20 protein-coding genes are annotated in these 21,542 nt (G+C 64.9%); 19 read left to right on the top strand and 1 reads right to left on the bottom strand.

Annotated features, from left to right (window positions below):
* Window positions 1–405 precede the first annotated feature (405 nt).
* The 15 genes from gyrA (at window position 406) to cysM (ending at window position 16,665) form a co-directional block, all read left to right on the top strand.
* Window positions 406–3,093: a DNA gyrase subunit A gene (gyrA, locus tag WCZ84_RS10180; protein WP_372686160.1), complete on the top strand. Its 2,688-nt coding sequence runs from the start codon at window positions 406–408 to the stop codon at window positions 3,091–3,093.
* Window positions 3,090–4,220 carry a 3-phosphoserine/phosphohydroxythreonine transaminase gene (gene serC, locus WCZ84_RS10175; RefSeq protein WP_372686159.1) on the top strand — a complete coding sequence of 377 codons (1,131 nt, stop codon included), beginning with the start codon at window positions 3,090–3,092 and terminating at the stop codon, window positions 4,218–4,220. The genes gyrA and serC overlap by 4 nt, the downstream gene beginning before the upstream one ends.
* Window positions 4,213–5,298 carry a prephenate dehydratase gene (pheA, locus tag WCZ84_RS10170; RefSeq protein WP_372686158.1) on the top strand — a complete coding sequence of 362 codons (1,086 nt, stop codon included), beginning with the start codon at window positions 4,213–4,215 and terminating at the stop codon, window positions 5,296–5,298. The genes serC and pheA overlap by 8 nt, the downstream gene beginning before the upstream one ends.
* A 9-nt stretch (window positions 5,299–5,307) precedes the next feature.
* Window positions 5,308–6,420, top strand: a complete 1,113-nt coding sequence (gene hisC, locus WCZ84_RS10165; protein ID WP_372686157.1) for a histidinol-phosphate transaminase — start codon at window positions 5,308–5,310, stop codon at window positions 6,418–6,420.
* On the top strand, window positions 6,417–7,310 hold the full coding sequence (locus WCZ84_RS10160) for a prephenate dehydrogenase (RefSeq protein WP_372686156.1): 894 nt from the start codon (window positions 6,417–6,419) through the stop codon (window positions 7,308–7,310). Before hisC ends, WCZ84_RS10160 begins: the two co-directional genes overlap by 4 nt.
* Window positions 7,307–8,650, top strand: a complete 1,344-nt coding sequence (aroA, locus tag WCZ84_RS10155) for a 3-phosphoshikimate 1-carboxyvinyltransferase (RefSeq protein WP_372686155.1) — start codon at window positions 7,307–7,309, stop codon at window positions 8,648–8,650. Before WCZ84_RS10160 ends, aroA begins: the two co-directional genes overlap by 4 nt.
* Before the next feature lie 16 nt (window positions 8,651–8,666).
* Complete coding sequence (gene cmk / locus WCZ84_RS10150; RefSeq protein ID WP_372686154.1) at window positions 8,667–9,347, top strand: (d)CMP kinase; 681 nt, start codon at window positions 8,667–8,669, stop codon at window positions 9,345–9,347.
* An 83-nt stretch (window positions 9,348–9,430) separates the two neighbouring features.
* Window positions 9,431–11,143, top strand: coding sequence for a 30S ribosomal protein S1 (rpsA, locus tag WCZ84_RS10145; RefSeq protein ID WP_372686153.1), 1,713 nt, complete (start codon window positions 9,431–9,433; stop codon window positions 11,141–11,143).
* 8 nt (window positions 11,144–11,151) lie between these two features.
* Window positions 11,152–11,493 (top strand): integration host factor subunit beta, encoded by a 342-nt coding sequence (locus WCZ84_RS10140; protein ID WP_372686161.1) that lies wholly within the window; start codon window positions 11,152–11,154, stop codon window positions 11,491–11,493.
* Window positions 11,494–11,613: 120 nt separating this feature from the next.
* Complete coding sequence (locus tag WCZ84_RS10135; protein ID WP_372686152.1) at window positions 11,614–11,958, top strand: lipopolysaccharide assembly LapA domain-containing protein; 345 nt, start codon at window positions 11,614–11,616, stop codon at window positions 11,956–11,958.
* A gap of 12 nt (window positions 11,959–11,970) precedes the next feature.
* Complete coding sequence (gene lapB, locus WCZ84_RS10130; protein ID WP_372686151.1) at window positions 11,971–13,179, top strand: lipopolysaccharide assembly protein LapB; 1,209 nt, start codon at window positions 11,971–11,973, stop codon at window positions 13,177–13,179.
* Window positions 13,176–14,123: a D-glycero-beta-D-manno-heptose-7-phosphate kinase gene (gene rfaE1, locus WCZ84_RS10125; protein ID WP_372686150.1), complete on the top strand. Its 948-nt coding sequence runs from the start codon at window positions 13,176–13,178 to the stop codon at window positions 14,121–14,123. The genes lapB and rfaE1 overlap by 4 nt, the downstream gene beginning before the upstream one ends.
* Entirely contained in the window at window positions 14,120–15,136 is a 1,017-nt protein-coding gene (rfaD, locus tag WCZ84_RS10120; protein WP_372686149.1) for an ADP-glyceromanno-heptose 6-epimerase, read from the top strand. Before rfaE1 ends, rfaD begins: the two co-directional genes overlap by 4 nt.
* An 89-nt stretch (window positions 15,137–15,225) precedes the next feature.
* Complete coding sequence (locus WCZ84_RS10115) at window positions 15,226–15,654, top strand: ComEA family DNA-binding protein (protein WP_372686148.1); 429 nt, start codon at window positions 15,226–15,228, stop codon at window positions 15,652–15,654.
* 96 nt (window positions 15,655–15,750) lie between these two features.
* Window positions 15,751–16,665 carry a cysteine synthase CysM gene (cysM, locus tag WCZ84_RS10110; protein ID WP_372686147.1) on the top strand — a complete coding sequence of 305 codons (915 nt, stop codon included), beginning with the start codon at window positions 15,751–15,753 and terminating at the stop codon, window positions 16,663–16,665.
* Between the two features lie 48 nt (window positions 16,666–16,713).
* On the opposite strand, the gene mltB is transcribed toward cysM, so the two are convergent.
* Window positions 16,714–17,703, bottom strand: coding sequence for a lytic murein transglycosylase B (gene mltB / locus WCZ84_RS10105; protein WP_372686146.1), 990 nt, complete (start codon window positions 17,701–17,703; stop codon window positions 16,714–16,716).
* A 175-nt stretch (window positions 17,704–17,878) separates the two neighbouring features.
* On the opposite strand from mltB, the gene WCZ84_RS10100 reads away from it, so the two are divergent.
* The 4 genes from WCZ84_RS10100 to WCZ84_RS10085 form a co-directional block, all read left to right on the top strand.
* Window positions 17,879–18,802 (top strand): histone deacetylase family protein, encoded by a 924-nt coding sequence (locus WCZ84_RS10100; RefSeq protein ID WP_372686145.1) that lies wholly within the window; start codon window positions 17,879–17,881, stop codon window positions 18,800–18,802.
* A 73-nt stretch (window positions 18,803–18,875) separates the two neighbouring features.
* Window positions 18,876–19,625 (top strand): electron transfer flavoprotein subunit beta/FixA family protein, encoded by a 750-nt coding sequence (locus WCZ84_RS10095; protein WP_372686144.1) that lies wholly within the window; start codon window positions 18,876–18,878, stop codon window positions 19,623–19,625.
* On the top strand, window positions 19,626–20,555 hold the full coding sequence (locus tag WCZ84_RS10090) for an electron transfer flavoprotein subunit alpha/FixB family protein (protein ID WP_372686143.1): 930 nt from the start codon (window positions 19,626–19,628) through the stop codon (window positions 20,553–20,555). It begins immediately after the preceding gene.
* A 32-nt stretch (window positions 20,556–20,587) separates the two neighbouring features.
* On the top strand, window positions 20,588–21,542 hold a 955-nt coding region (locus WCZ84_RS10085; protein ID WP_372686142.1), incomplete at its 3' end, for an acyl-CoA dehydrogenase family protein.

Raw genomic sequence — 21,542 nt, 5'->3', positions numbered from 1 at the left:
GAGTCCAATAGCGATTTTGGAGGGTTTGTTCATGTTTCTCCTCGTTTGAGCATGATGCTTGAAAGTGACCGCAGCGAACCCCCGCCGCATATCGAAAGAACGCCTTAAGTATAGCAATGTCTGCTCGAGATGCTTGGCTTTGTGCCGGGTTTTTATGCGTGTTAGCCGAAATCTTATGACATTTGCGGTGTACAGGTTAAGTATTGGTCCCCTGGAAGCCCGCCTTGCCGGCGTTTTCATGGATTCGGTGGCAGTGAATGTGGGGTTTTTACAACGATGCGGCCGATCTCGCATTGGGGCCGGGCGGGTCGCGGCGGGGCGATATGTCCCGGGCGTGAATGATAGAATCAACGATTGGCTGTTGGTAGCCATCGACCCTTGCCTGCTGGTTTTTTCGGACACAACATGGATTCATTCGCCAAGGAGACTCTGCCGATCTCGCTAGAAGACGAGATGCGGCGCAGTTATCTCGATTATGCAATGAGCGTGATCGTAGGGCGTGCGCTGCCCGACGTGCGCGACGGGCTCAAGCCCGTGCACCGGCGCGTGCTGTTTGCCATGCACGAACTCAACAACGACTGGAACCGCCCCTACAAGAAATCAGCGCGTATCGTCGGCGACGTGATCGGTAAATATCACCCGCACGGCGATTCGGCGGTCTACGACACGATCGTGCGCATGGCCCAGGACTTCTCTTTGCGCTATATGCTGGTCGATGGCCAGGGCAACTTCGGCTCCATCGACGGTGACAACGCGGCCGCGATGCGCTACACCGAAGTCCGGTTGGCGCGCATCGCCCACGAGCTGCTGGCCGACATCGACCAGGACACGGTCGATTTCGGCGCCAACTACGACGGCAGCGAGCAGGAACCCCTGTTGTTGCCGTCGCGTCTGCCGAACCTGCTCGTCAATGGCAGTGCCGGGATCGCGGTGGGCATGGCCACCAATATCCCGCCGCACAACCTGGCCGAGGTGGTCGCCGGCTGCCTGCACTGCCTGTATCATCCCGACTGCACGCTCGATGAGCTCATCGAGCGCATTCCGGCGCCCGACTTCCCCACGGGCGGCATCATTTATGGGATTGCCGGGGTGCGCGAAGGGTATCGTACCGGGCGTGGCCGGGTGATCATGCGCGCCAAGGTCCACTTTGAAGACCTCGACCGCGGGCACCGGCAGGCCATCATCGTCGATGCCATCCCCTACCAGGTCAACAAGAAATCCCTGCAAGAGCGCATTGCAGAGCTGGTCAATGAAAAGCGCCTGGAAGGCATTTCCGACATCCGCGATGAATCCGACAAAGACGGCATGCGTCTGGTCATCGAGCTCAAGCGCGGTGAAGTCCCCGAGGTCGTGCTCAACAACCTCTATAAAAATACGCAGCTGCAGGAAACATTCGGCATGAACATGGTGGCTCTGGTCGATGGCCAGCCCCGCCTGCTCAATCTCAAGCAGATGGTGCAGTATTTCCTGCAGCACCGTCGCGAGGTCGTCACCCGCCGCACGCTGTTCCAATTGCGCAAGGCGCGCGACCGCGCGCATGTGCTCGAAGGGCTGGCCGTGGCGCTGGCCAACATCGATGATTTCATCGCCATCATCAAGGCCGCCGCCACCCCGCCGATCGCCCGCGAAGCGCTCATGCAGCGTGGCTGGGCCTCTACCCTCGTACACGAGATGCTGGCCCGGGCCGACGCCAATGTCGAGTCGGGCGGGCGGGTCGCATACCGCCCCGAGGGCCTCGAGCCACGATACGGCCTGCAGGCCGATGGCCTGTACCATTTGTCCGAAGTGCAGGCGCAGGAAATCCTCAACATGCGCCTGCAGCGCCTGACCGGCCTCGAGCAGGACAAGATCGTGGCCGAGTATCGCGACATCATGGATACGATTGCCGATCTGCTCGATATCCTGGCCCGCCCCGAGCGGGTCACCGAGATCATCGCCCAGGAGCTCGAGGCGATCGCCGCAGAATTCTCGGATCCCGTCAAAGATGCGCGTCGGGCCGAAATCGAATTCAATGCGACCGAGCTGGAAACCGAAGACTTGATCACCCCCATGGACATGGTGGTGACCCTGTCGCGCAGCGGCTACATCAAGAGCCAGCCGCTGTCTGAATATCGGGCCCAGCGGCGCGGTGGGCGGGGCAAGCTGGCCACCACCACCAAGGAAGATGACTGGGTCGATCAGCTTTTCATCGCCAATACGCACGACCATCTGCTGTGTTTCTCGGACCATGGCCGGGTGTACTGGCTCAAAGTCTGGGAGGTCCCGCAGGGTTCGCGCAACGCGCGCGGGCGGCCCATCGTCAATATGTTTCCGCTGGTCGATGGCGAAACCATTACCGTGGTGCTGGCCGTCAAGGGCTTTGCCGAAGACCAGTTCGTCTTCATGGCCACGTCGCAGGGCACCGTCAAGAAGACGCCGCTGTCGCATTTCTCCAATCCGCGCAAGGCGGGCATCATCGCGGTGGGGCTGGATGAGGGCGATTTTCTCATCGGCGCCAAACTGACCGATGGCGCGCACGATGTCATGCTGTTCTCCGATGCGGGCAAGGCGGTGCGTTTCGATGAAAACGACGTGCGTCCCATGGGGCGTACCGCCCGGGGCGTGCGCGGCATGGCACTCGACGAGGGCCAGTCCGTGATCGCCCTGCTGGTGGCCGAAGATGAATCCCAGGGGGTGCTGACGGCCACTGAAAACGGTTTTGGCAAGCGCACGCCCATCGTCGAATACACGCGCCACAATCGGGGTACCAAGGGGATGATCGCCATCCAGACCACTGCGCGCAACGGCAAGGTGGTCGGGGCCGTGCTGGTGCGCCCGGCCGACGAAATCATGCTCATCACGACCGCCGGCGTGCTGGTGCGCACGCGGGTATCCGAAATCCGCGAAATGGGCCGGGCCACGCAAGGTGTGACGCTGATCCAGGTGGATGAGGATTGCCGTCTCTCGGGCGTACAGCGGGTGGCGGAAAGCGATGCAGACGAGCCCGACGACGACGCACTGTCCCCCGATCCTGATCCGGAAGCGGGGCCGGATGCCTCGGGGCCGGATGCCTCGGCCGGGTCTGTCGACACGCCCCCCGGGGATCTGCCATGAATCGTCCGTACAACTTTTCGGCGGGCCCCTCGGCGCTGCCCCTCGCCGTGCTCGAGCAGGCGGCCGCCGAAATGACGGACTGGCACGGTACCGGGGTGTCGGTCATGGAAATGAGCCACCGCAGCAAAGCGTTTGGCCGCATCCGCGACGAGGCCGAATCCGATCTGCGCAGCCTGCTGGCGATACCAGACGACTTCGCCGTGCTGTTCATGCAGGGCGGGGCCTCGGCCCAGAACGCCCTGATCCCCATGAACCTCGCGCAGCGTCGCGGGTCGGCCATGGCGGATTACGTGGTGGCCGGGCATTGGTCGCGCAAGTCCTGGGCCGAGGCCCAGCGCTATGGCGACATGGCGCTGGCGGCGACGGCCGAGACACCCGCCGAGATCGGCGGGCAGGCCTATGAGGCCTGGTGCTGGCTGCCCGAACCCGCTCATTGGCGTATCCGTAGCCAGGCCGCCTACGTGCACGTGTGCGCGAACGAGACCATTGGTGGCGTCGAATTTCCCAGCCTGCCCGATCTGGCCGCGCTCGGCAGCCCCGACGTGCCGCTGGTGGCCGACATGTCGTCCAATATTCTGACGCGGCCCGTCGATTTCTCGCGCCTGGGCATGGTGTATGCAGGGGCGCAGAAAAACGCCGGGCCGGCGGGGGTCACGCTGGTCATGATCCGCAAAGACTTGCTGGGCCATGCCACAGGCAGCTGCCCGTCCGTGTTCGATTATGCGCAGGTGGCCGCCGCTGGCTCGATGTTCAACACGCCGCCCACCTATGGCATCTACATGACCGGCCTGGTGTTCAAGTGGCTGCTCGGGCAGGGTGGGGTGGCGGCCATGGAAGCTGCCAGCCGCGCCAAATCGCATTTGTTGTACGCGTACATCGACCAGTCGGCGCTCTATTCAAACCCGATTCATCCGGGCGTGCGCTCGCGCATGAACGTACCCTTCCGCCTGCGTGATCCCGCGCTCGAACCCCTGTTCCTGGCCGAATCCGAAGCCGCCGGCCTGCTGGCGCTCAAGGGCCACAAGTCGGTGGGCGGCATGCGGGCCTCGCTGTACAATGCGACCCCGCTGGCGGGTGTGCAGGCCCTGGTCGCGTTCATGCAAGACTTCGAGGCGCGTCATGGATGAACGCCTGCAGGCCGTGCTCGAGCCGCTGCGGGCGCGGATCGACGCGCTGGACGAGCAGATCCTCGACCTGCTCAACCAGCGTGCCCAGGCGGCCCTCGAAGTCGGGCAGGCCAAGCAGGCCGTCGACGCGGGCGGCCCGATCCTCAAGCCCGAGCGCGAATCGCTGGTGATCCGGCGCCTGCAGGCGCTCAACCCGGGGCCGGTGCCCGAGGCGGCCGTCGCTGCCATCTGGGGGCAGATCATTTCCACCTGCCGGGGCCTCGAAAGCACCCTGACGGTAGCTTATCTGGGCCCGCAGGGGTCATTTTCCGAGCAGGCGGCGCACGAACACTTTGGCCATTTCATCACGGGCTTGCGCTGCGAGTCCTTCGACGAAGTCTTTCGCTCGGTCGAGGCCGGGCAGGCGGACGTCGGCATGATCCCCGTCGAAAACTCGTCCGAGGGGGCGGTCAACCGCAGCCTCGACTTGCTGCTGCATTCATCGCTGAAAGTGCTGGGCGAGCGCACCATACGCATTCACCATAACCTGCTGACCTGCACGGGTGGGCTCGAGGGGGTGGTCAAAGTACTCGGGCATCCGCAGGCGCTGGCCCAGTGCCAGGGGTGGCTCAGCCGCAATCACCCAGAGCTCGAACGCCTGCCCGTGGCCAGCAATGCACAGGCGGCGCGCATGGCCTCCGAGGATCCCACCTGTGCGGCGATCGCGGGCGACGCGGCCGCGGCCGCCTGGGGCCTGAGCGCCGTGGTCAGCGGCATCCAGGACGACCCCCAGAATCAAACCCGCTTCGTCGCCGTAGGGCCGTTCGATGCAGGCCCCACGGGCGATGACAAGACCAGCCTGGTCGTGGCCGTACCCAATCGCGCCGGCGCAGTCTACGAAATGCTGGCGCCCCTGTCGCGTCACGGCGTGTCCATGACGCGCCTCGAGTCGCGCCCGGCCCGCACGGGCCAGTGGGAATACTATTTTTATGTGGACGTGTTGGGGCACCGGGCCGATGCGCCTGTCGCCAAGGCGTTGGCCGAACTGCGTCAACAGGTCGCTTTTTTCAAAGTGCTGGGGTCGTACCCCAAACAATAAGGTGTCGTCATGTCAGTCGTCCCGGCCTTGGAACACGTACAGGCTCTGGCGCCGTATCAACCCGGCAAGCCCATCGAAGAACTGGCCCGCGAGTACGGTCTGGATCCAGCCAGCATCATCAAGCTGGCGTCCAATGAAAACCCGCTGGGGTGCTCGGGGCGCGTGCGCGAAGCCCTGGGGCAGGCGGCTGGCGCCCTGCAGGGGCGTTATCCGGATGCCAATGGATTTGATCTCAAAGAGGCGCTGGCCGCGCGCTACCAGGTGCCGCAAAACTGGATCACCCTGGGCAACGGGTCGAATGACCTGCTCGAACTGGCCTCGCTCGCGCTGCTCGATAGCCGGCGATCGGCGGTCTATTCGGCACACGCTTTCGTCGTCTATCGCCTGGCCACCCAGGCCCGTGGCGCACGTCACATCGAGGTGCCGACGCGTCATTACGGCCACGATCTGCCGGCCATGCTGCAGGCGGTGGCCGACGATACGCGCCTGCTGTTCATCGCCAACCCCAACAACCCCACGGGGACCCACGTGCCGGCCGCCGAAGTCGACCATTTTCTCGAGACGGCTTGGCAGCGGCATGGTCACGGCTTGACGGTGCTGATCGACGAAGCCTACAACGAGTACCTTGAACCGGGCGCGCAGTTCGACAGCACCGAGTGGGTCCGGCGCTATCCGAATCTGATCGTCACGCGCACGTTTTCCAAGGCCTATGGCCTGGCCGGCCTGCGTGTGGGCTACGCCCTGGCCCAGCCCGATCTCACCGACATGCTCAACCGCGTGCGCCAGCCGTTCAACGTCAACGTCCTGGCGCAGTTGGCGGCCCGGGTGGCCCTGGATGACACGGATTTCCTGATTCGTACCCATGCGCTCAATCACGAAGGGCGCGAGCAGCTGCAGCAGGGCTTCGCCGCGCTGGGTCTCGACTACGTGCCCAGCCATACCAATTTCGTACTGGTGCGGGTCGGGGATGCGCCGCGGGTGCACGAGCACCTGCTGCGCCAGGGGGTGATCGTGCGCCCGGTGGCTGCCGACGGCTTGCCCGAGCACCTGCGGGTGACTGTGGGGCTGGCGCATGAAAACGCCCGCCTGCTCGAGGCACTGGGTGCCGCCCTGGCTGCATGAGCGACCAGCCTGCGCCTTTGGTGCCGGTCCTGGCCGTGGTCGGGGCGGGCCTGATCGGTGGCTCGTTCGCCGCAGCGCTGCGTCGTGTCGGGCAAGTCGGGCACGTGCTGGGGGTGGGGCGTACGCCGGCCGCCCTGCAACGGGCCCGCGAGCTGGGCCTGATCGACGAAGCGGTCGATCTCGAGCAGGCTGCGGCCCGCGCCGATCTGATCCTCCTGGCCACGCCGATCCGGGCCATGGGCCAGGTGCTGCAGGTCCTGGCGCCGGTGCTGCGGCAGCAGACCCTGATCACGGATGCCGGCAGCACGAAGCAGGACGTCGCGCACATGGCCCGCACGCACCTTGGGCCGTGCAGCAGCCAATTCATTCCCGGGCATCCGATTGCCGGTTCCGAAGTGGCCGGCCCGGAAGCCGCGGACGCCATGCTTTTTCATGGCCGCAAAGTCGTACTGACGCCATTCGAGGAAACGCCGGGGGTGCGCCTGCATCACCTGATCCGGGTCTGGGAGGCGTGCGGTGCACGGGTCCAGCTCATGACGCCCGAGATGCATGACCGCGCCCTGGCGTCGGTCAGCCACCTGCCGCATTTTCTCTCGGCCGCGTACATGGCACAGGTGGTCCGCTCGGCCGATGCCGATGTGCGCCTGAACCTGGCCGGTACCGGCTTTCGCGATTTCACCCGGATTGCGGCGGGCTCGGCCGAAGTCTGGCGCGATATTTTTCTGTCCAATCGCTCGGCGCTGCTGGGCGAACTGGACGAATTCATGCTCGTCCTGCAGCAATTGCGTGCCAGCCTGCAGGACCCATCCGATCCAGAAGCCCTCGAGGCCCTGCTCGAACAGGCCGCCTTGGCGCGCCGCTTCTGGGGCGGCAGGAACCCAACCGAATGACCGACGCCTCCCTGATCTTGCCACCGGCCACACAGGCCCAAGGCCGCATTTCACTGCCCGGCTCCAAGAGCCTCTCGAATCGCGCCCTGCTGCTGGCCGCTCTGGCGGCGGGGCAGACCGAGCTCACCGGCGTGCTCGACTCTGACGACATCCGCGTCATGCGGGTGGCCTTGCAGGCTCTGGGGCTCGATGTCATCCCTACGGGCCACGCCAGAGTCCGGGTGCACGGCCGTGCGCGCTGGCCGGTGCGCCGGGCCGATCTGTTCCTCGGCAATGCCGGCACGGCCTTTCGGCCGCTCACGGCCGCGCTGGCCCTGATGGGCGGCGACTATCGGCTGGCGGGCGTGCCGCGCATGCACGAGCGCCCGATCGGCGATCTGGTCGATGCCCTGCGAGGCCTGGGTTGCGTCGTCGATTACGAAGGCCAGCCGGGTTATCCGCCCCTGCGCATCGGATCGGGGCGCCCGGATGCGAGCCAGCCGGTGCGCGTGCGCGGGACGGTCTCCAGCCAGTTCCTGACGGCGCTGCTCATGGCGGCGCCGATCCTGGCCGCGACTGCGGCGCAGCCGGTCGTGATCGAGCTCGACGGGCCCCTGATTTCGCAGCCGTACATCCGGATCACGCTGGACCTGATGGCTCGCTTCGGTGTCGAGGTGCGTCATCAGGGCTGGCGGCGTTTCGAGATCCCCGCCGGGGCGGCCTATCGGCCGATGGCCACGTTCCCCATCGAAGGGGATGCGTCGTCCGCCTCTTATTTTCTCGGGCTGGGCGCCATCGCCGGCGGGCCCATCCGCATCGAAGGCGTCGGCAGCAGCAGTGTCCAGGGCGATGTGGCCTTTGCCGACGTGGTCGAGGCCATGGGCGCTGAGGTCACGCGCGAGCCGCACGCCATGACGGTGCGGGGGGTTTCAGTGGCATTCGGCGAGCAGCTGCGTGCATTCGACCTGGATTTCAACCAGATCCCGGATGCCGCCATGACCGCGGCCGTACTGGCCCTGTATGCCGACGGTCCGTGCCGTTTGCGCAATATCGGCAGCTGGCGCGTCAAGGAGACCGATCGCATCGCCGCCATGCAGGCCGAACTGGGCAAGCTGGGCGCGCATGTCGTGGCCGGCGAAGACTGGCTCACCGTCTATCCGCTGGAACGGTCCGGCTGGCGCCCGGCCGCCATTCATACGTACGACGATCATCGGATGGCGATGTGTTTTTCATTGGCGAGCTTCGGGCCGGTCGCCATCACCATCCTGGATCCGGGGTGCGTGTCCAAGACGTATCCGGATTATTTCGCCGATTTTCAGCGGCTGGTGTCCGGCACCGCGCTGCCGCCCGGCCAGGCCTGAGCGCGCAGGGGGTGCCATGTCATCTGAAACATCCGCGGTTCCGGTGATCACCATCGATGGTCCGACGGCGTCGGGCAAAGGCACGATCGCCCGTCTTGTTGCGCAGGCACTGGGATGGCAGGTGCTCGACAGTGGCGCGCTTTACCGGCTTACGGCCCTGGCGGTGCACGAAGCCGGTGGCGACGGCTCCGACGCCGAGCAGGCGGCACGCCTGGCGCGTCAGCTCGACATCCGGTTCGACGGTGCACAGGTGTTCCTTCGCGGGCGTCCGGTGGCGGATGACATCCGGGCCGAGCACATTGGCGAACTGGCCTCGCGGGTGGCTGCCTGGCCGGCTGTGCGGGCTGCCCTGCTCGAGCGGCAGCGCGAGTTTCGGATGCCGCCCGGCCTGGTGGCGGATGGGCGGGATATGGGCACGGTCGTGTTTCCAGATGCACCCCTCAAGATTTTCCTGGATGCCGACGTCGGCATACGCGCTGAAAGACGTTATAAACAGTTGATCGAGAAAGGGATTTCAGTTAACATGGTCGACCTTTTGAAAGACCTTCGGCTGCGCGATCAACGCGATCGGGGGCGGGCACATGCGCCGCTTGTGGCTGCGCATGATGCGATTACCGTGGATTCCTCCCGTCTTGGGGTCGAATCCGTGGTGCAACAAGTGCTTGGCCTGTGCCGGGCACGCGGGCTTGCAGCGTAGTCTGGCAACTGCGTTGCAGGGTTTTTTCACTCCGCTGGTTTTCACCGGCGTGTTGCCTCATTCTGGCTTACGGATTTTTTTTCATGTCCACCCTTACCACCGAAGCCGCCCTGGGCGGCGAAAGCTTTGCCGATCTTTTTGCGGCCAGCATCAAAAATCAGAACATGCGTTCGGGCGAGGTCATCTCGGCCGAAGTCGTGCGCGTCGATCACAACTTTGTCGTGGTCAATGCCGGCCTCAAATCAGAGGCCTACATCCCCCTCGAAGAATTCCTCAACGACCAGGGCGAGCTCGAAGTCGAAGATGGTGATTTCGTATCGGTGGCCATCGACTCCCTCGAAAACGGCTACGGCGACACCGTCCTCTCGCGCGACCGCGCCAAGCGCCTGTCGGCCTGGCTGCAGCTCGAGCAGGCGCTCGAATCGGGTGAACTGGTCAACGGCACCATCACCGGCAAGGTGAAGGGCGGCCTCACAGTCATGACCAACGCGATCCGCGCCTTCCTGCCCGGCTCGCTGGTCGACCTGCGTCCGGTCAAGGACACCACCCCCTATGAAGGCAAGACCCTCGAATTCAAGGTCATCAAGCTGGATCGCAAGCGCAACAACGTGGTGCTGTCCCGGCGTGCCGTCCTCGAGGCCAGCATGGGCGAAGAGCGCGAAAAGCTGCTCGAGACCCTGCACGAAGGGGCCATCGTCAAGGGCGTGGTCAAGAACATCACCGACTACGGGGCCTTCGTCGACCTCGGCGGCATCGATGGCTTGCTGCACATTACCGATATGGCGTGGCGCCGGGTGCGCCACCCGTCCGAGGTCCTGCAGGTGGGCCAGGACATCGAGGCCAAGGTGCTCAAGTTCGACCAGGAAAAGCAGCGGGTCTCGCTGGGGGTCAAGCAGCTGGGCGAAGATCCCTGGATCGGCCTGAGCCGGCGCTATCCGCAAGGCACCCGCTTGTTCGGCAAGGTCACCAACCTGACCGACTATGGCGCGTTCGTCGAAGTCGAGGACGGCATCGAAGGGCTGGTGCACGTGTCCGAAATGGACTGGACCAACAAGAACGTCGATCCGCGCAAGGTGGTCACCCTGGGCGAAGAGGTCGAGGTCATGGTCCTCGAGATCGACGAAGACCGCCGCCGCATCTCGCTGGGCATGAAGCAGTGCCGTCCCAACCCCTGGGAAGACTTCTCGGCCAACTTCAAACGCGGCGACAAGGTCCGCGGCGCGATCAAGTCCATTACCGACTTTGGCGTGTTCGTCGGCCTGCCTGGCGGCATCGACGGCCTGGTGCACCTGTCCGACATCTCCTGGTCAGAATCGGGCGAAGAGGCCGTGCGCAATTTCCGCAAGGGCGAAGAAATCGAAACGGTCGTGCTGGGCATCGACACCGACAAGGAACGCATTTCCCTGGGCATCAAGCAGCTCGAGGGGGATCCTTTCAACAATTTCGTGGCCACCTACGACAAGGGCGCCGTGGTCAGCGGCACCGTGAAATCGGTCGAACCCAAGGGGGCCGTGGTGACGCTGTCGGTCGACGTCGAAGGCTATCTGCGGGCCTCCGAGATCTCGGCGGGGCGTGTCGAAGACGCGACCACGGTCCTGCAAGAGGGCGCCAACGTCGAAGCCATGATCATCAACATCGATCGCAAGACGCGTTCGATCCAGCTGTCGATCAAGGCGCGCGACAATGCGGAAACGGCTGAAACCATCCAGCGCATGACCGAAGCCAGCGCATCCTCCGGCACGACCAACCTGGGCGCCCTGCTCAAGGCCAAGCTCGATCAGCAGCGCGACGACTGATGCCGGGCCTGACCAAGTCCGAGCTCATCGCCTCGCTGGCAGAGCGTCACGCGCAACTGTCGATCCGCGACATGGATCTGGCCGTGCGCACGGTGCTCGACGCCATGGCCCTGGCATTGGCCCAGGGCCAGCGGATCGAAATACGTGGGTTTGGCAGCTTTTCGCTCTCCAATCGCCTGCCCCGTCTGGGGCGCAACCCCCGATCGGGTGAGCTCGTGCAGGTGCCGGCCAAACGGGTGCCGCACTTCAAGCCGGGCAAAGAGCTGCGCCAGAGGGTGGATCAGGCGCCGGCCGAATCCACCCGCCCGACACCCGCCGGCCTGTTCGACGACGTCACAGGGCAGGCCTAGGCGGCCGGGCGTACGCCGCGTCCCGCCAGGCGCGGGGCGCGGCGGGCACGATCGGCCGCTGGGCCAAAGGGCGTGCCTTTCCCTTTACAATGGCACGATCATCTCATGGAGCTCTGTCCCATGCGCTATCTGGTTTGGATTCTGCGCCTGATCGTCTTCGTCGTCGTGCTGCTGTTCGCGCTCAGAAACACGAGCCCGGTCGACGTCGGCTTTTTCGCCGACCAAGTGATCCCTCAGGTGCCGCTCATCGTGGTCATGCTGGCGGCGTTTGGCCTGGGCGTGTTGTTCGGCGTGCTCATGGCGGCCATGGCCCTGCTGCGCCGTCGCCGCGAAGTCAATCGCCTGCGCCGCGAGGCCGCCCGCCTGCGAGAAGAGCTGTCCGGCCGGCCGGTCGTGGCCGAGTCATCGCAAATGCCGTCGGCGCCCAGCACACCTGAAACAGCGGTTCCGCTGGCTCCGCTCTAATCGGAGGTCGATTTGGATTTCGAGCCCTGGTGGCTGATCTTCGTCCCGGTGTTGTTCGGGCTGGGCTGGGTCGCGGCGCGTTTCGATTTTCGCCAGATGCTGTCCGAAACCCGCAACTTGCCCGATTCGTATTTCAAGGGGCTGAATTTCCTGCTCAACGAACAGCCCGATCGGGCGATCGATGCCTTCATCGAAGTGGCCAAGCTGGATCCCGAAACCACTGAACTGCATTTTGCACTGGGCAGCCTGTTTCGGCGCCGGGGCGAGATCGAACGGGCGATCCGCGTACACCAGAGCCTGCTCTCGCGCGAAGACCTCCCCCATGAGCAGCGTGAAAACGCCCAGCTCGAGCTGGCGCGGGATTTTCTCAAGGCCGGCATGTTCGACCGGGCTGAAAAAGGCTTCGAGGCCGTGCTGCCCAGCCGTCATGCCCTGGATGCCTTGCGTGCCCTGATCCGGATCCACGAATCCGAGCACGACTGGCCACGGGCCATCGAGGCCGTGCAACAGCTGCACGCCCGGGTGCAAGAACCGGTGCCGCAACTGGCGCATTACTATTGCGAGCAGGCGCGGGTGTTTCTCGAAGTTCGCCCAGCGCTGGTCGATGACGCTGACCAGGCGCTGGATGCAGCCGAAAACGCGGCCCGGCAAAGCGGCGGCAGCCCGGCCTCGGTGGCGCGGATCCACATGTTGCGCGCCGATTGGGCAGCCTGCAGGGGGGATCTGGAAGGGCAGCGGGCCAGCCTGGCGCAGGTGCTGGCCGAGGCCCCGGAATACGCGGGCCTGGTGGCAGAGAAGCTGCTCGACTGCCACATCACCCTGGGGCGCGCAGAAGAAGGGTTGGGGATTCTGCTGCTGCAGTACAAAGAGCATCCTACGCTGGATTTGTTCAACGTCGTGTTTCGGGCGCTGCGTGCTCAGCAGGGGCCTGCGCGAGCCTGGGCATTTGCGCGCGAGGTCCTGCGTGCGCAGCCCTCTCTGCTGGGCCTGGATCGTCTGCTCGAGGTCGAACTGGCCCAGGGCGAAGCCGCCACCTCCGAGGGCCTGGTGCCGGGCGCCGACCTGGGCCTGCTGCGCAGCCTGATCCACAAACATAGCCAGCGCCTGGATCGGTATGCCTGCAGTCACTGCGGCTTCGAGGCGCGTCGCTTCTACTGGCAATGCCCCGGATGCAATATCTGGGAAACCTACCGGCCGCGCCGGCTCGAAGAACTCCAATGAGCCTCCTTTCCCATTCGTTTCCGCTGCAGGACGCCCAGGCCGCCCGGATTCTCGTCATGGGCGACATCATGCTCGATCGCTACTGGTTCGGCGAGGTCGAGCGCATCTCGCCCGAGGCGCCGGTACCCGTCGTGCGGGTCGCGCGGCGGGAAGACCGCCTGGGCGGGGCGGCCAATGTGGCACGCAACATTGCGGCATTGGGCGCACAGGCTTCATTGCTTGGCATCGTGGGGGCCGACGAGCCCGGTGCGCGCGTGCGCGCCATGCTGCGCGAAGCCGGCATCCGCGACCACGTGCTCGAAGATGCCCAGGGTATGGAGACCACCCTGAAGATGCGGGTCCTGGGCCGGCAACAGCAATTGCTGCGGGTCGATTTCGAACAAGGGCCGGGCGCGGCTGCGCTGGACGCCCTGCACGACACCCTGGATGCCGCACTTGGGCAGGTCGACCTGCTGGTCCTGTCCGATTATGCCAAGGGCACGCTGTCGCGGGTCGAGTCCGTCATTGCCCAGGCCCGGGCGCATGGGGTGCCCGTCCTGGTGGATCCCAAGGGGGATCGGTACCCGCGCTACCGGGGCGCCGCCATGGTGACCCCCAACCAGAGCGAGATGCGCGATGCCGTCGGGCGCTGGGAGTCCGAAGACGATCTCACGCGGCGCGCCCAGTCGCTGCGCAGCCAGCTGGATCTCGAAGCCTTGCTGATTACCCGGTCCGAACAGGGCATGACCCTGTATACGGCGGCTGGGCGGACCCACGTGGACGCCCAGGCACACGAAGTCTTCGATGTCTCCGGGGCCGGGGATACCGTGCTGGCCACCGTGGCCGTGACCCGGGCTGCCGGGCTGGGCTGGCCGGATGCCGTGGCCTGGGCCAACCGCGCGGGCGGTATCGTGGTAGGCAAGCTGGGGACTTCTATTGTGACCGCACAGGAGCTGGCATCATGATCATCGTGACCGGAGCCGCAGGCTTCATTGGCAGCAATCTCATCCGTGGTTTGAACGCGCATGGGTTCGACGAAATCCTCGCGGTCGATGACCTGACCGAGGGCGACAAGTTCCACAATCTGGCCGATGGCCGCATTCAAGACTATCTCCATAAAGACGCGTTTCGCCAGCGCGTGCTCGATGCCGGCCTGCCCCGGCTCGAGGCGGTGTTCCATCAGGGGGCCTGCTCGGATACCACCGAGCGCAACGGGCATTTCATGATGGACAACAACTATCGCGTCACGCTCGAGTTGTTCGAGTACTGCCAGCGGCACGCGATCCCTTTCATCTACGCTTCGTCCGCGGCGGTCTACGGGGCGGGGCCCGACTACCGGGAAGAGCCTGGCTGCGAGAAACCGCTCAACGTCTACGGATATTCCAAACTTCTGTTCGATCAGGTATTGCGCCGCCATCTGGGCAGCCTGCGCGCACCTGTCGTGGGTCTGCGCTATTTCAACGTGTATGGCCCCAACGAGCAGCACAAGGGGCGCATGGCGTCGGTCGCCTTCCACAATATGAACCAATATGCGGCGCAGGGGCAGGTGCGCTTGTTCGGCGGCTGGGATGGCTATGCCGACGGCGGCCAGCAGCGCGACTTCATTCATGTGGATGACGTGGTCCGCGTCAATCTGCACTTCTTCGATCACCCCGAATACTCGGGGATCTTCAACTGCGGGACGGGCCGTGCACAGACGTTCAACGAGGTCGCCGGCACGGTCGTCAATACCTTGCGCAGGCACCAGGGCCAGCCAGCGCTCGGCCTGCCGGATCTCGTGGCCAACGGGCAACTGCGTTACATCGATTTTCCCGACGACCTGAAAGGGCGCTACCAAAGCCATACCTGCGCCGATATCGGGCGGTTGCGCGCGACCGGCTATGACGCCGCATTCATGGACGTGCAGACGGGCGTGGCCCGCTACGTCGATGATCTGCTGGCCCGTGGGCGGCTGCGTGCCGAGTCGAACCCCCTGTAGTTGTACCGTGTGCCAAAGCCATGGCGGGTCTGCGCCCGCAGCATCATGGGGCAGGCATCATGATCGGACCCTTCAACAGGAGACCGATCATGAATCCCTTTCTGCATGACACAGTGGCCCGACCCCTACAGAATCCGACATTTCGCACCGGGAAGGCCCGCTCCGTGCACCGGCTGAAATCCCGCAGTGCCTGCGTGGCTGCTGGCCTGGCGGCTTTTGCCTGGTCTGCGTGCGCGCTGGCCACCGACCTGAATTCAGCCAGTCTGGATGAATTGCGCGCCATCCGTGGCATTGGCCCGAAAACCGCCCAGATCATCCTCGAAGAGCGCCAACGCGGCGGCCAATTCGATTCTTTCGAAGACCTCTCCGACCGCGTCAAGGGGATTGGCCCGCGTCGCGCCCGTGCACTGCAGGCGGCCGGCCTGAGCATCGGGCCGGCCAGTCACGGGCCGTCGGCGGGCGAGCCCGGTGCGGGTGCGCCATCCGGGGCTCGGGCCCAGGCGCCCATGCGGCGCTGACCCGTTTTTTTCGGGGCGATCCGGCGGGGCCTGCGCGTGCGCCGGATCGGATGCGCCGCATCCCGCCGGGCGGCATCCCGGTGTATGATTTGGTCCATGGATTCTTACCCTACTATCGAAGACATCATCGGGCACACGCCCATGGTGCGCCTGCAAAGGCTGCCTGGCGCCGCGGGCGCGGCGCGTGGCAACGTGGTGCTGGCCAAGCTCGAAGGCAATAACCCGGCCGGCTCGGTCAAGGACCGGGCCGCCCTGTACATGATCCGCGAGGCCGAAAAGCGGGGCGAAATCCACCCCGGCGATACGCTCATCGAAGCCACCAGCGGCAATACAGGCATCGCGCTGGCCATGGCCGCGGCCGTGCGCGGGTACCGCATGATCCTCATCATGCCCGACAATTCCTCACAAGAGCGTTGCGATGCGATGCGGGCCTATGGGGCCGAACTCATCCTCACACCGGCCGATCAGGGGGGCATGGAGCTCGCCCGCGACACCGCCTTGCGCATGCAGTCCGAAGGCCGGGGCCGGGTGCTCGATCAATTCGCCAACCCAGACAACCCTCGGGCCCACCGCGAGACCACGGGCCCCGAAATCTGGCAGCAAACCGGCGGGCGTATCACGCATTTCGTCAGCGCCATGGGTACGACGGGCACCATCATGGGGGTGGGGGCGTATCTGCGCGAGCGAAACGCCGCGATCCGCATCATAGGGGCCCAACCGTCCGAAGGGGCGCACATACCCGGCATTCGCAAATGGCCAGAGGCCTATCAGCCCAAGATCTATCAGCCGTCCGCCGTCGACGCCTTCGAGCCCATCACCCAGGAACAGGCCGAAACCATGGCCCGGCGCCTGGCCACCGAAGAAGGCATTTTTGGCGGGATTTCGTCGGCTGGTGCCGCCGTGGCAGCCCTGCGGGTGGCCGAGCGCGTGCACGACGCCACCATCGTGTTCGTCGTCTGTGACCGGGGCGACCGGTATTTGTCCACGGGGGTATTCGGCCAGCCGGCCTGATGCCGTCGGCAGGGTCTCCAGGCCCTGGCATGGGGGGCGGCCTGGCGTTCAGCCCGGCATGCGCCGGCTGATTTCGGTTGCCAGGTCGGCCACCGCAGTCGCATAGAAATAACTGCGGTTGTATTGGGTAATTGCAAAAAAATTGGGGGTGGCGCAGCGTACGTCGTGCGAGCCCCGGATTTCGTCACGCAAATTCACGATCCCCAGAGGATAGCGCTCCCAGTTGGTGTCCGAACGGGGTTGAACCCGAGCGCCCAGCGCGGCCAGCGTCGCCCAGTCGGTCTCCGGGGTCAGGCTGTCCTGGGCCAGGCGCCGTGCATCCTGCGGCAACAGGACCGGTGCGAAGACCGGCAGGCCCCGGACCCAGCCGTGCATTTCCAGGAAGCGGGCCACCGAGGCGATGGCATCTGCCGTGCTGCCGTTCAGGTCGATGCGGCCGTCGCCGTCGCCGTCGGCCGCGAAACGCATGAGGCTGCCGGGCATGAATTGGGCCAGGCCCATGGCCCCGGCAAACGAGCCCCGCGCCGTGCGGGCATCCAGTTGGCCTTCGTGGTGCAGCTCGAGCAGATCGGCCAGCTGGTCGCGGAACATGGCCTGCCGTTCCGGCCGCTGTGGATCCGGATAGCGAAAGCCGAGCGTGACCAGGGTGTCGAGCACCTTGTGTTCACCTGTATATTGCCCATAGACGGTTTCTATGCCGATGATGGCTACGATGACGGCTGCGGGCACGCCCGTGCGGGCGCTGGCACGGGCCAGATCGGCCTGGTGTGCCTGCCAGAATTCAACCCCTCTGCGGATGCGAATGGGATCGACGTGGCGTTGCTGGTAACTTTGCCAGGCTCGCCGTATCCGGCGGCCCTGCGGGGGGGGCGCCATCAGCCGCAGCGCGGTGTCGTTGCGGCGCGATTCCTTGAGCAGGGGTTCGATGTCGGCCATGGGAATCTGGCGTGTCTGCGATACTTCGTGCGCAAAGGTGGCCAGCTCGGGTAGCAAGTGGCCGACCGGGGTCACGAAATCCCCCAGGGCTGCCACCGGCATGGGCGCAGCTCTGTTAGAATCAAATGCTTGGCCTTTTGTCCCAGTTTGTTCCGCAGGCAGCGCGGCATGGCCACCTGCCTGCGTGCTGCCGCCATGGCTGCTGGCGCAGCCCGTCAGTACGAACAATAGGGCAAGTATTTGCAAACAGAGGGTTGGTCTGAACATATTGGCCTTTATGGAGACACTGTATATTACCCATCCCGCTTGCAGGCTGCATGAAATGGGCGACTGGCATCCCGAGTCGCCCCAGCGCCTGGATGCCATTTCCGATCAGCTGGTGGCCAGCGGGCTGATGGATTTCCTTGTGCAGAAGGATGCCCGCGAGGCCTCGGCCGCCGATGTGCTCAGGGTGCATGCGTCAGATTATCTTCATTATCTTCAGCAGCGCAGCCCGGATCGTGGCTACTATCCCATCGATGCCGACACGCTGATGAATCCGCATACCCTGTCGGCGGCATGGGCGGCGGCGGGCGCGGGCTTGACCGCTGTAGACGAAATCATGGCGGGCCGCGCCCGCACCGCCTTTTGCGCCGTGCGGCCGCCGGGTCACCATGCCCGACCGGGGCAGGCCATGGGTTTTTGCTTTTTCAACAACATCGCGGTCGCGGCCCGCCATGCACTCGAACGCCATGGCCTGGCGCGGGTGGCCATCATCGACTTCGACGTGCATCATGGCAACGGAACCGAAGAAATGTTCCTGCATGATCCGCGTGTCCTGATGTGCAGCTTTTACCAGCATCCCTTGTTTCCAGATCTGCACGCCGAAAATCCCGGGTCGAACATGGTCAATATACCCGTGCCGGCCTATTCCGGGGGCGACGTGATCCGGGCGCTGGTCGCGGATCGCTGGCTGCCCGCCCTGTCGGCCTTCCGGCCAGAGCTGGTGCTGGTGTCGGCTGGCTTCGATGCCCACCGTGAAGACGACATGGGTGGCCTCGGGCTGGTCGAATCCGATTACGCGTGGATCACGGCGCGGTTGGTCGAGGTCGCCGGGCAGCATGCCGCAGGGCGTATCATCAGTTTTCTTGAAGGGGGCTACGATCATTCGGCCCTGGGGCGCAGCGTGGTCGCCCATGTCAAGGTTTTGGGGGGCTACTGATGCAGCACATTACTGCAGCCGCACAGGGGCGCCCTGGCTTTTTTTGTTTCATTTCCATTCTGGAGGTTGCTCGATGAAGGTCTTGGTACCCGTCAAGCGCGTGGTTGACTTCAACGTCAAGGTGCGCGTCAAGTCAGATCATTCGGGGGTGGACATCGCCAATGTCAAGATGTCCATGAACCCGTTTGATGAAATCGCCGTCGAAGAAGCGGTGCGGCTCAAAGAGAAGGGCGCCGCCACCGAAGTGGTGGCGGTGTCCTGCGGCGTCGCCCAGTGCCAGGAGACCCTGCGCACGGCCATGGCCATTGGCGCTGATCGCGGCATTCTGGTGCAATCCGATGCCGAACTGCAGCCCCTGGCGGTCGCCAAGTTGCTCGCCGAACTCGCCAAAAAAGAAACACCGCAATTGGTGGTGCTTGGCAAGCAGGCGATCGACGATGACGCCAACCAGACCGGTCAGATGCTGGCCGCCCTGATGGGCTGGCCCCAGGCCACCAATGCCAGCCAGGTCGAAGTCTCTGGCGATCGGGTCAAGGTCACCCGGGAAATCGACGGCGGCCTGGAAACCCTGGACCTCGCCCTGCCTGCCGTGATCACGGTCGACCTGCGCCTCAACGAGCCGCGCTACGTCACCTTGCCCAACATCATGAAGGCCAAGAAAAAGCCGCTGGAATCCGTCTCGCCCGAGGACCTGGGGGTAGACGTCGCGCCCCGCCTGAAGACGCTCGAAGTCATGGATCCGCCCGCCCGCAAAGGGGGGGTCATGGTGCCCGACGTGGCAACGCTGGTCGACAAACTCAAGAACGAAGCAAAGGTGGTTTGAATGAGCATTCTGGTTATTGCTGAACACGATAACGCCCAACTGGGGGCGGCCACGCTGTGCGCCGTCGCCGCTGCGACCCAACTGGGCGATGAGATCCACGTACTGGTCGCGGGTCTGGGCGCGCAGGCCGTCGCCGAGCAGGCTGCGCAGGCGGCGTCCGTCACCAAGGTCCTGCATGCCGACGGGCCCGCACTCGAACATGCCCTGGCCGAAAACCTCTCGGCGCAGGTGCTGGCGCTTGCCCAGGGATACAGCCATATCGTCTTTCCCGCCACCGTGTCGGGCAAGAACGTGGCGCCGCGCGTGGCCGCTCAGCTGGATGTGGCCCAGGTGTCCGATATCGTCGAGGTCAAGTCGGCTGATACTTTCACGCGTCCGATCTACGCCGGCAACGCGCTGGCGACGGTGCAGAGCGCGGATGCCGTCAAAGTGCTCACCGTGCGCACCACGGCATTCGATCCGGTGGCGGCCACTGGGGGCCAGGCCGCTATTGCCGCGGTAGACGCAGTGGCGGATTCCGGGCAATCGGCATTCGTGGGCCGCGAAGTTCATAAAAGCGACCGGCCCGAACTGGCGTCGGCCTCGGTGGTGGTGTCCGGTGGCCGCGCGCTGGGCAGTGCCGAGAACTTCAAGATGCTCGAGGCGCTGGCCGACAAGCTGGGCGCCGCATTGGGGGCCTCGCGCGCGGCCGTCGATGCCGGCTATGCGCCGAACGATTGGCAGGTGGGCCAGACCGGCAAGATCGTGGCGCCGCAGCTGTATGTCGCCGTCGGGATTTCCGGGGCCATTCAGCACCTGGCGGGCATGAAAGACTCCAAGGTCATCGTGGCCATCAACAAGGATGCCGATGCGCCCATTTTCAGCATAGCTGACTACGGCCTGGTGGCAGACCTCTTCGAGGCGATCCCCGAGCTGACCCAGGCGCTCTGAGGCCAGCCTGCGCATGTCATAAGGATGCAGTCATGACCTATCAGGTTCCTTCGCAGGACATCCACTTTGTTCTGCACTCTTTGGCGGGTTTGCCCGAGATCCTGTCCATGGCAGGGTTCGAGGAGGTCTCCGAAGATCTGGTGCAGGCGGTGCTCGAGGAAAACGCCCGGTTCGTCGAGCAGGAAGTCGCCCCGCTCAATCGGGCCGGCGACCTGCATCCAGCGCAATGCAAGGCGGGCCAGGTGACGACGTCGCCCGGTTTCAAGGCGGCCTTTGCCGCCTATGCGCAAGGTGGCTGGCAGGGCCTGCCCCACGATCCGCGGCGGGGCGGTCAGGGGCTGCCGCGCCTGGTCGCCGCGGCGGTCACGGAAAACCTGAATGCCGCCAATCTGGCATTTGCCCTGTGTCCGCTGCTGACCGACGGCGTCATCGAGGCGCTGTCGCTGGCTGGTTCACCAGAGCAGCAGGCTCGCTTCATTCCACCGCTCATCCAGGGGCGCTGGACGGGCACCATGAATCTGACCGAGCCTCAGGCGGGGTCCGACCTGGCGCTCGTGAAGACGCGCGCCGTGCGTGCATCTGACGGCAGCTACCGCTTGACGGGCCAGAAGATTTTCATCACCTGGGGCGACCACGATGTGGCCGAGAACATCATCCATCTGGTCCTGGCGCGCACTCCGGACGCCCCGGCCGGGGTGAAGGGGATTTCGCTCTTCATCGTGCCCAAGTATCTGATCAACGAAGATGGCTCGCTCGGGCCGCGCAACGATCTCGTCTGTGCGTCGCTCGAGCACAAGCTGGGCATTCACGGCAGCCCGACCGCCGTGCTGTTGTATGGCGCCGATGCCGAGCGAACCGGGGGGGCGGTCGGCTATCTGGTGGGCGAAGAAAACCGTGGGCTGGAATACATGTTCATCATGATGAACGCGGCGCTCTACGCGGGGGGCCTGCAGGGCGTGGCAGTGGCCGAGGCCGCCCTGCAGCATG

It is taken from the genome of Castellaniella sp. (assembly GCF_041675725.1).
Lineage (GTDB): Bacteria > Pseudomonadota > Gammaproteobacteria > Burkholderiales > Burkholderiaceae_B > Castellaniella.
Note: the sequence above shows the minus strand (reverse complement) of the source record. Positions and strands in the feature narration are given on the sequence as shown.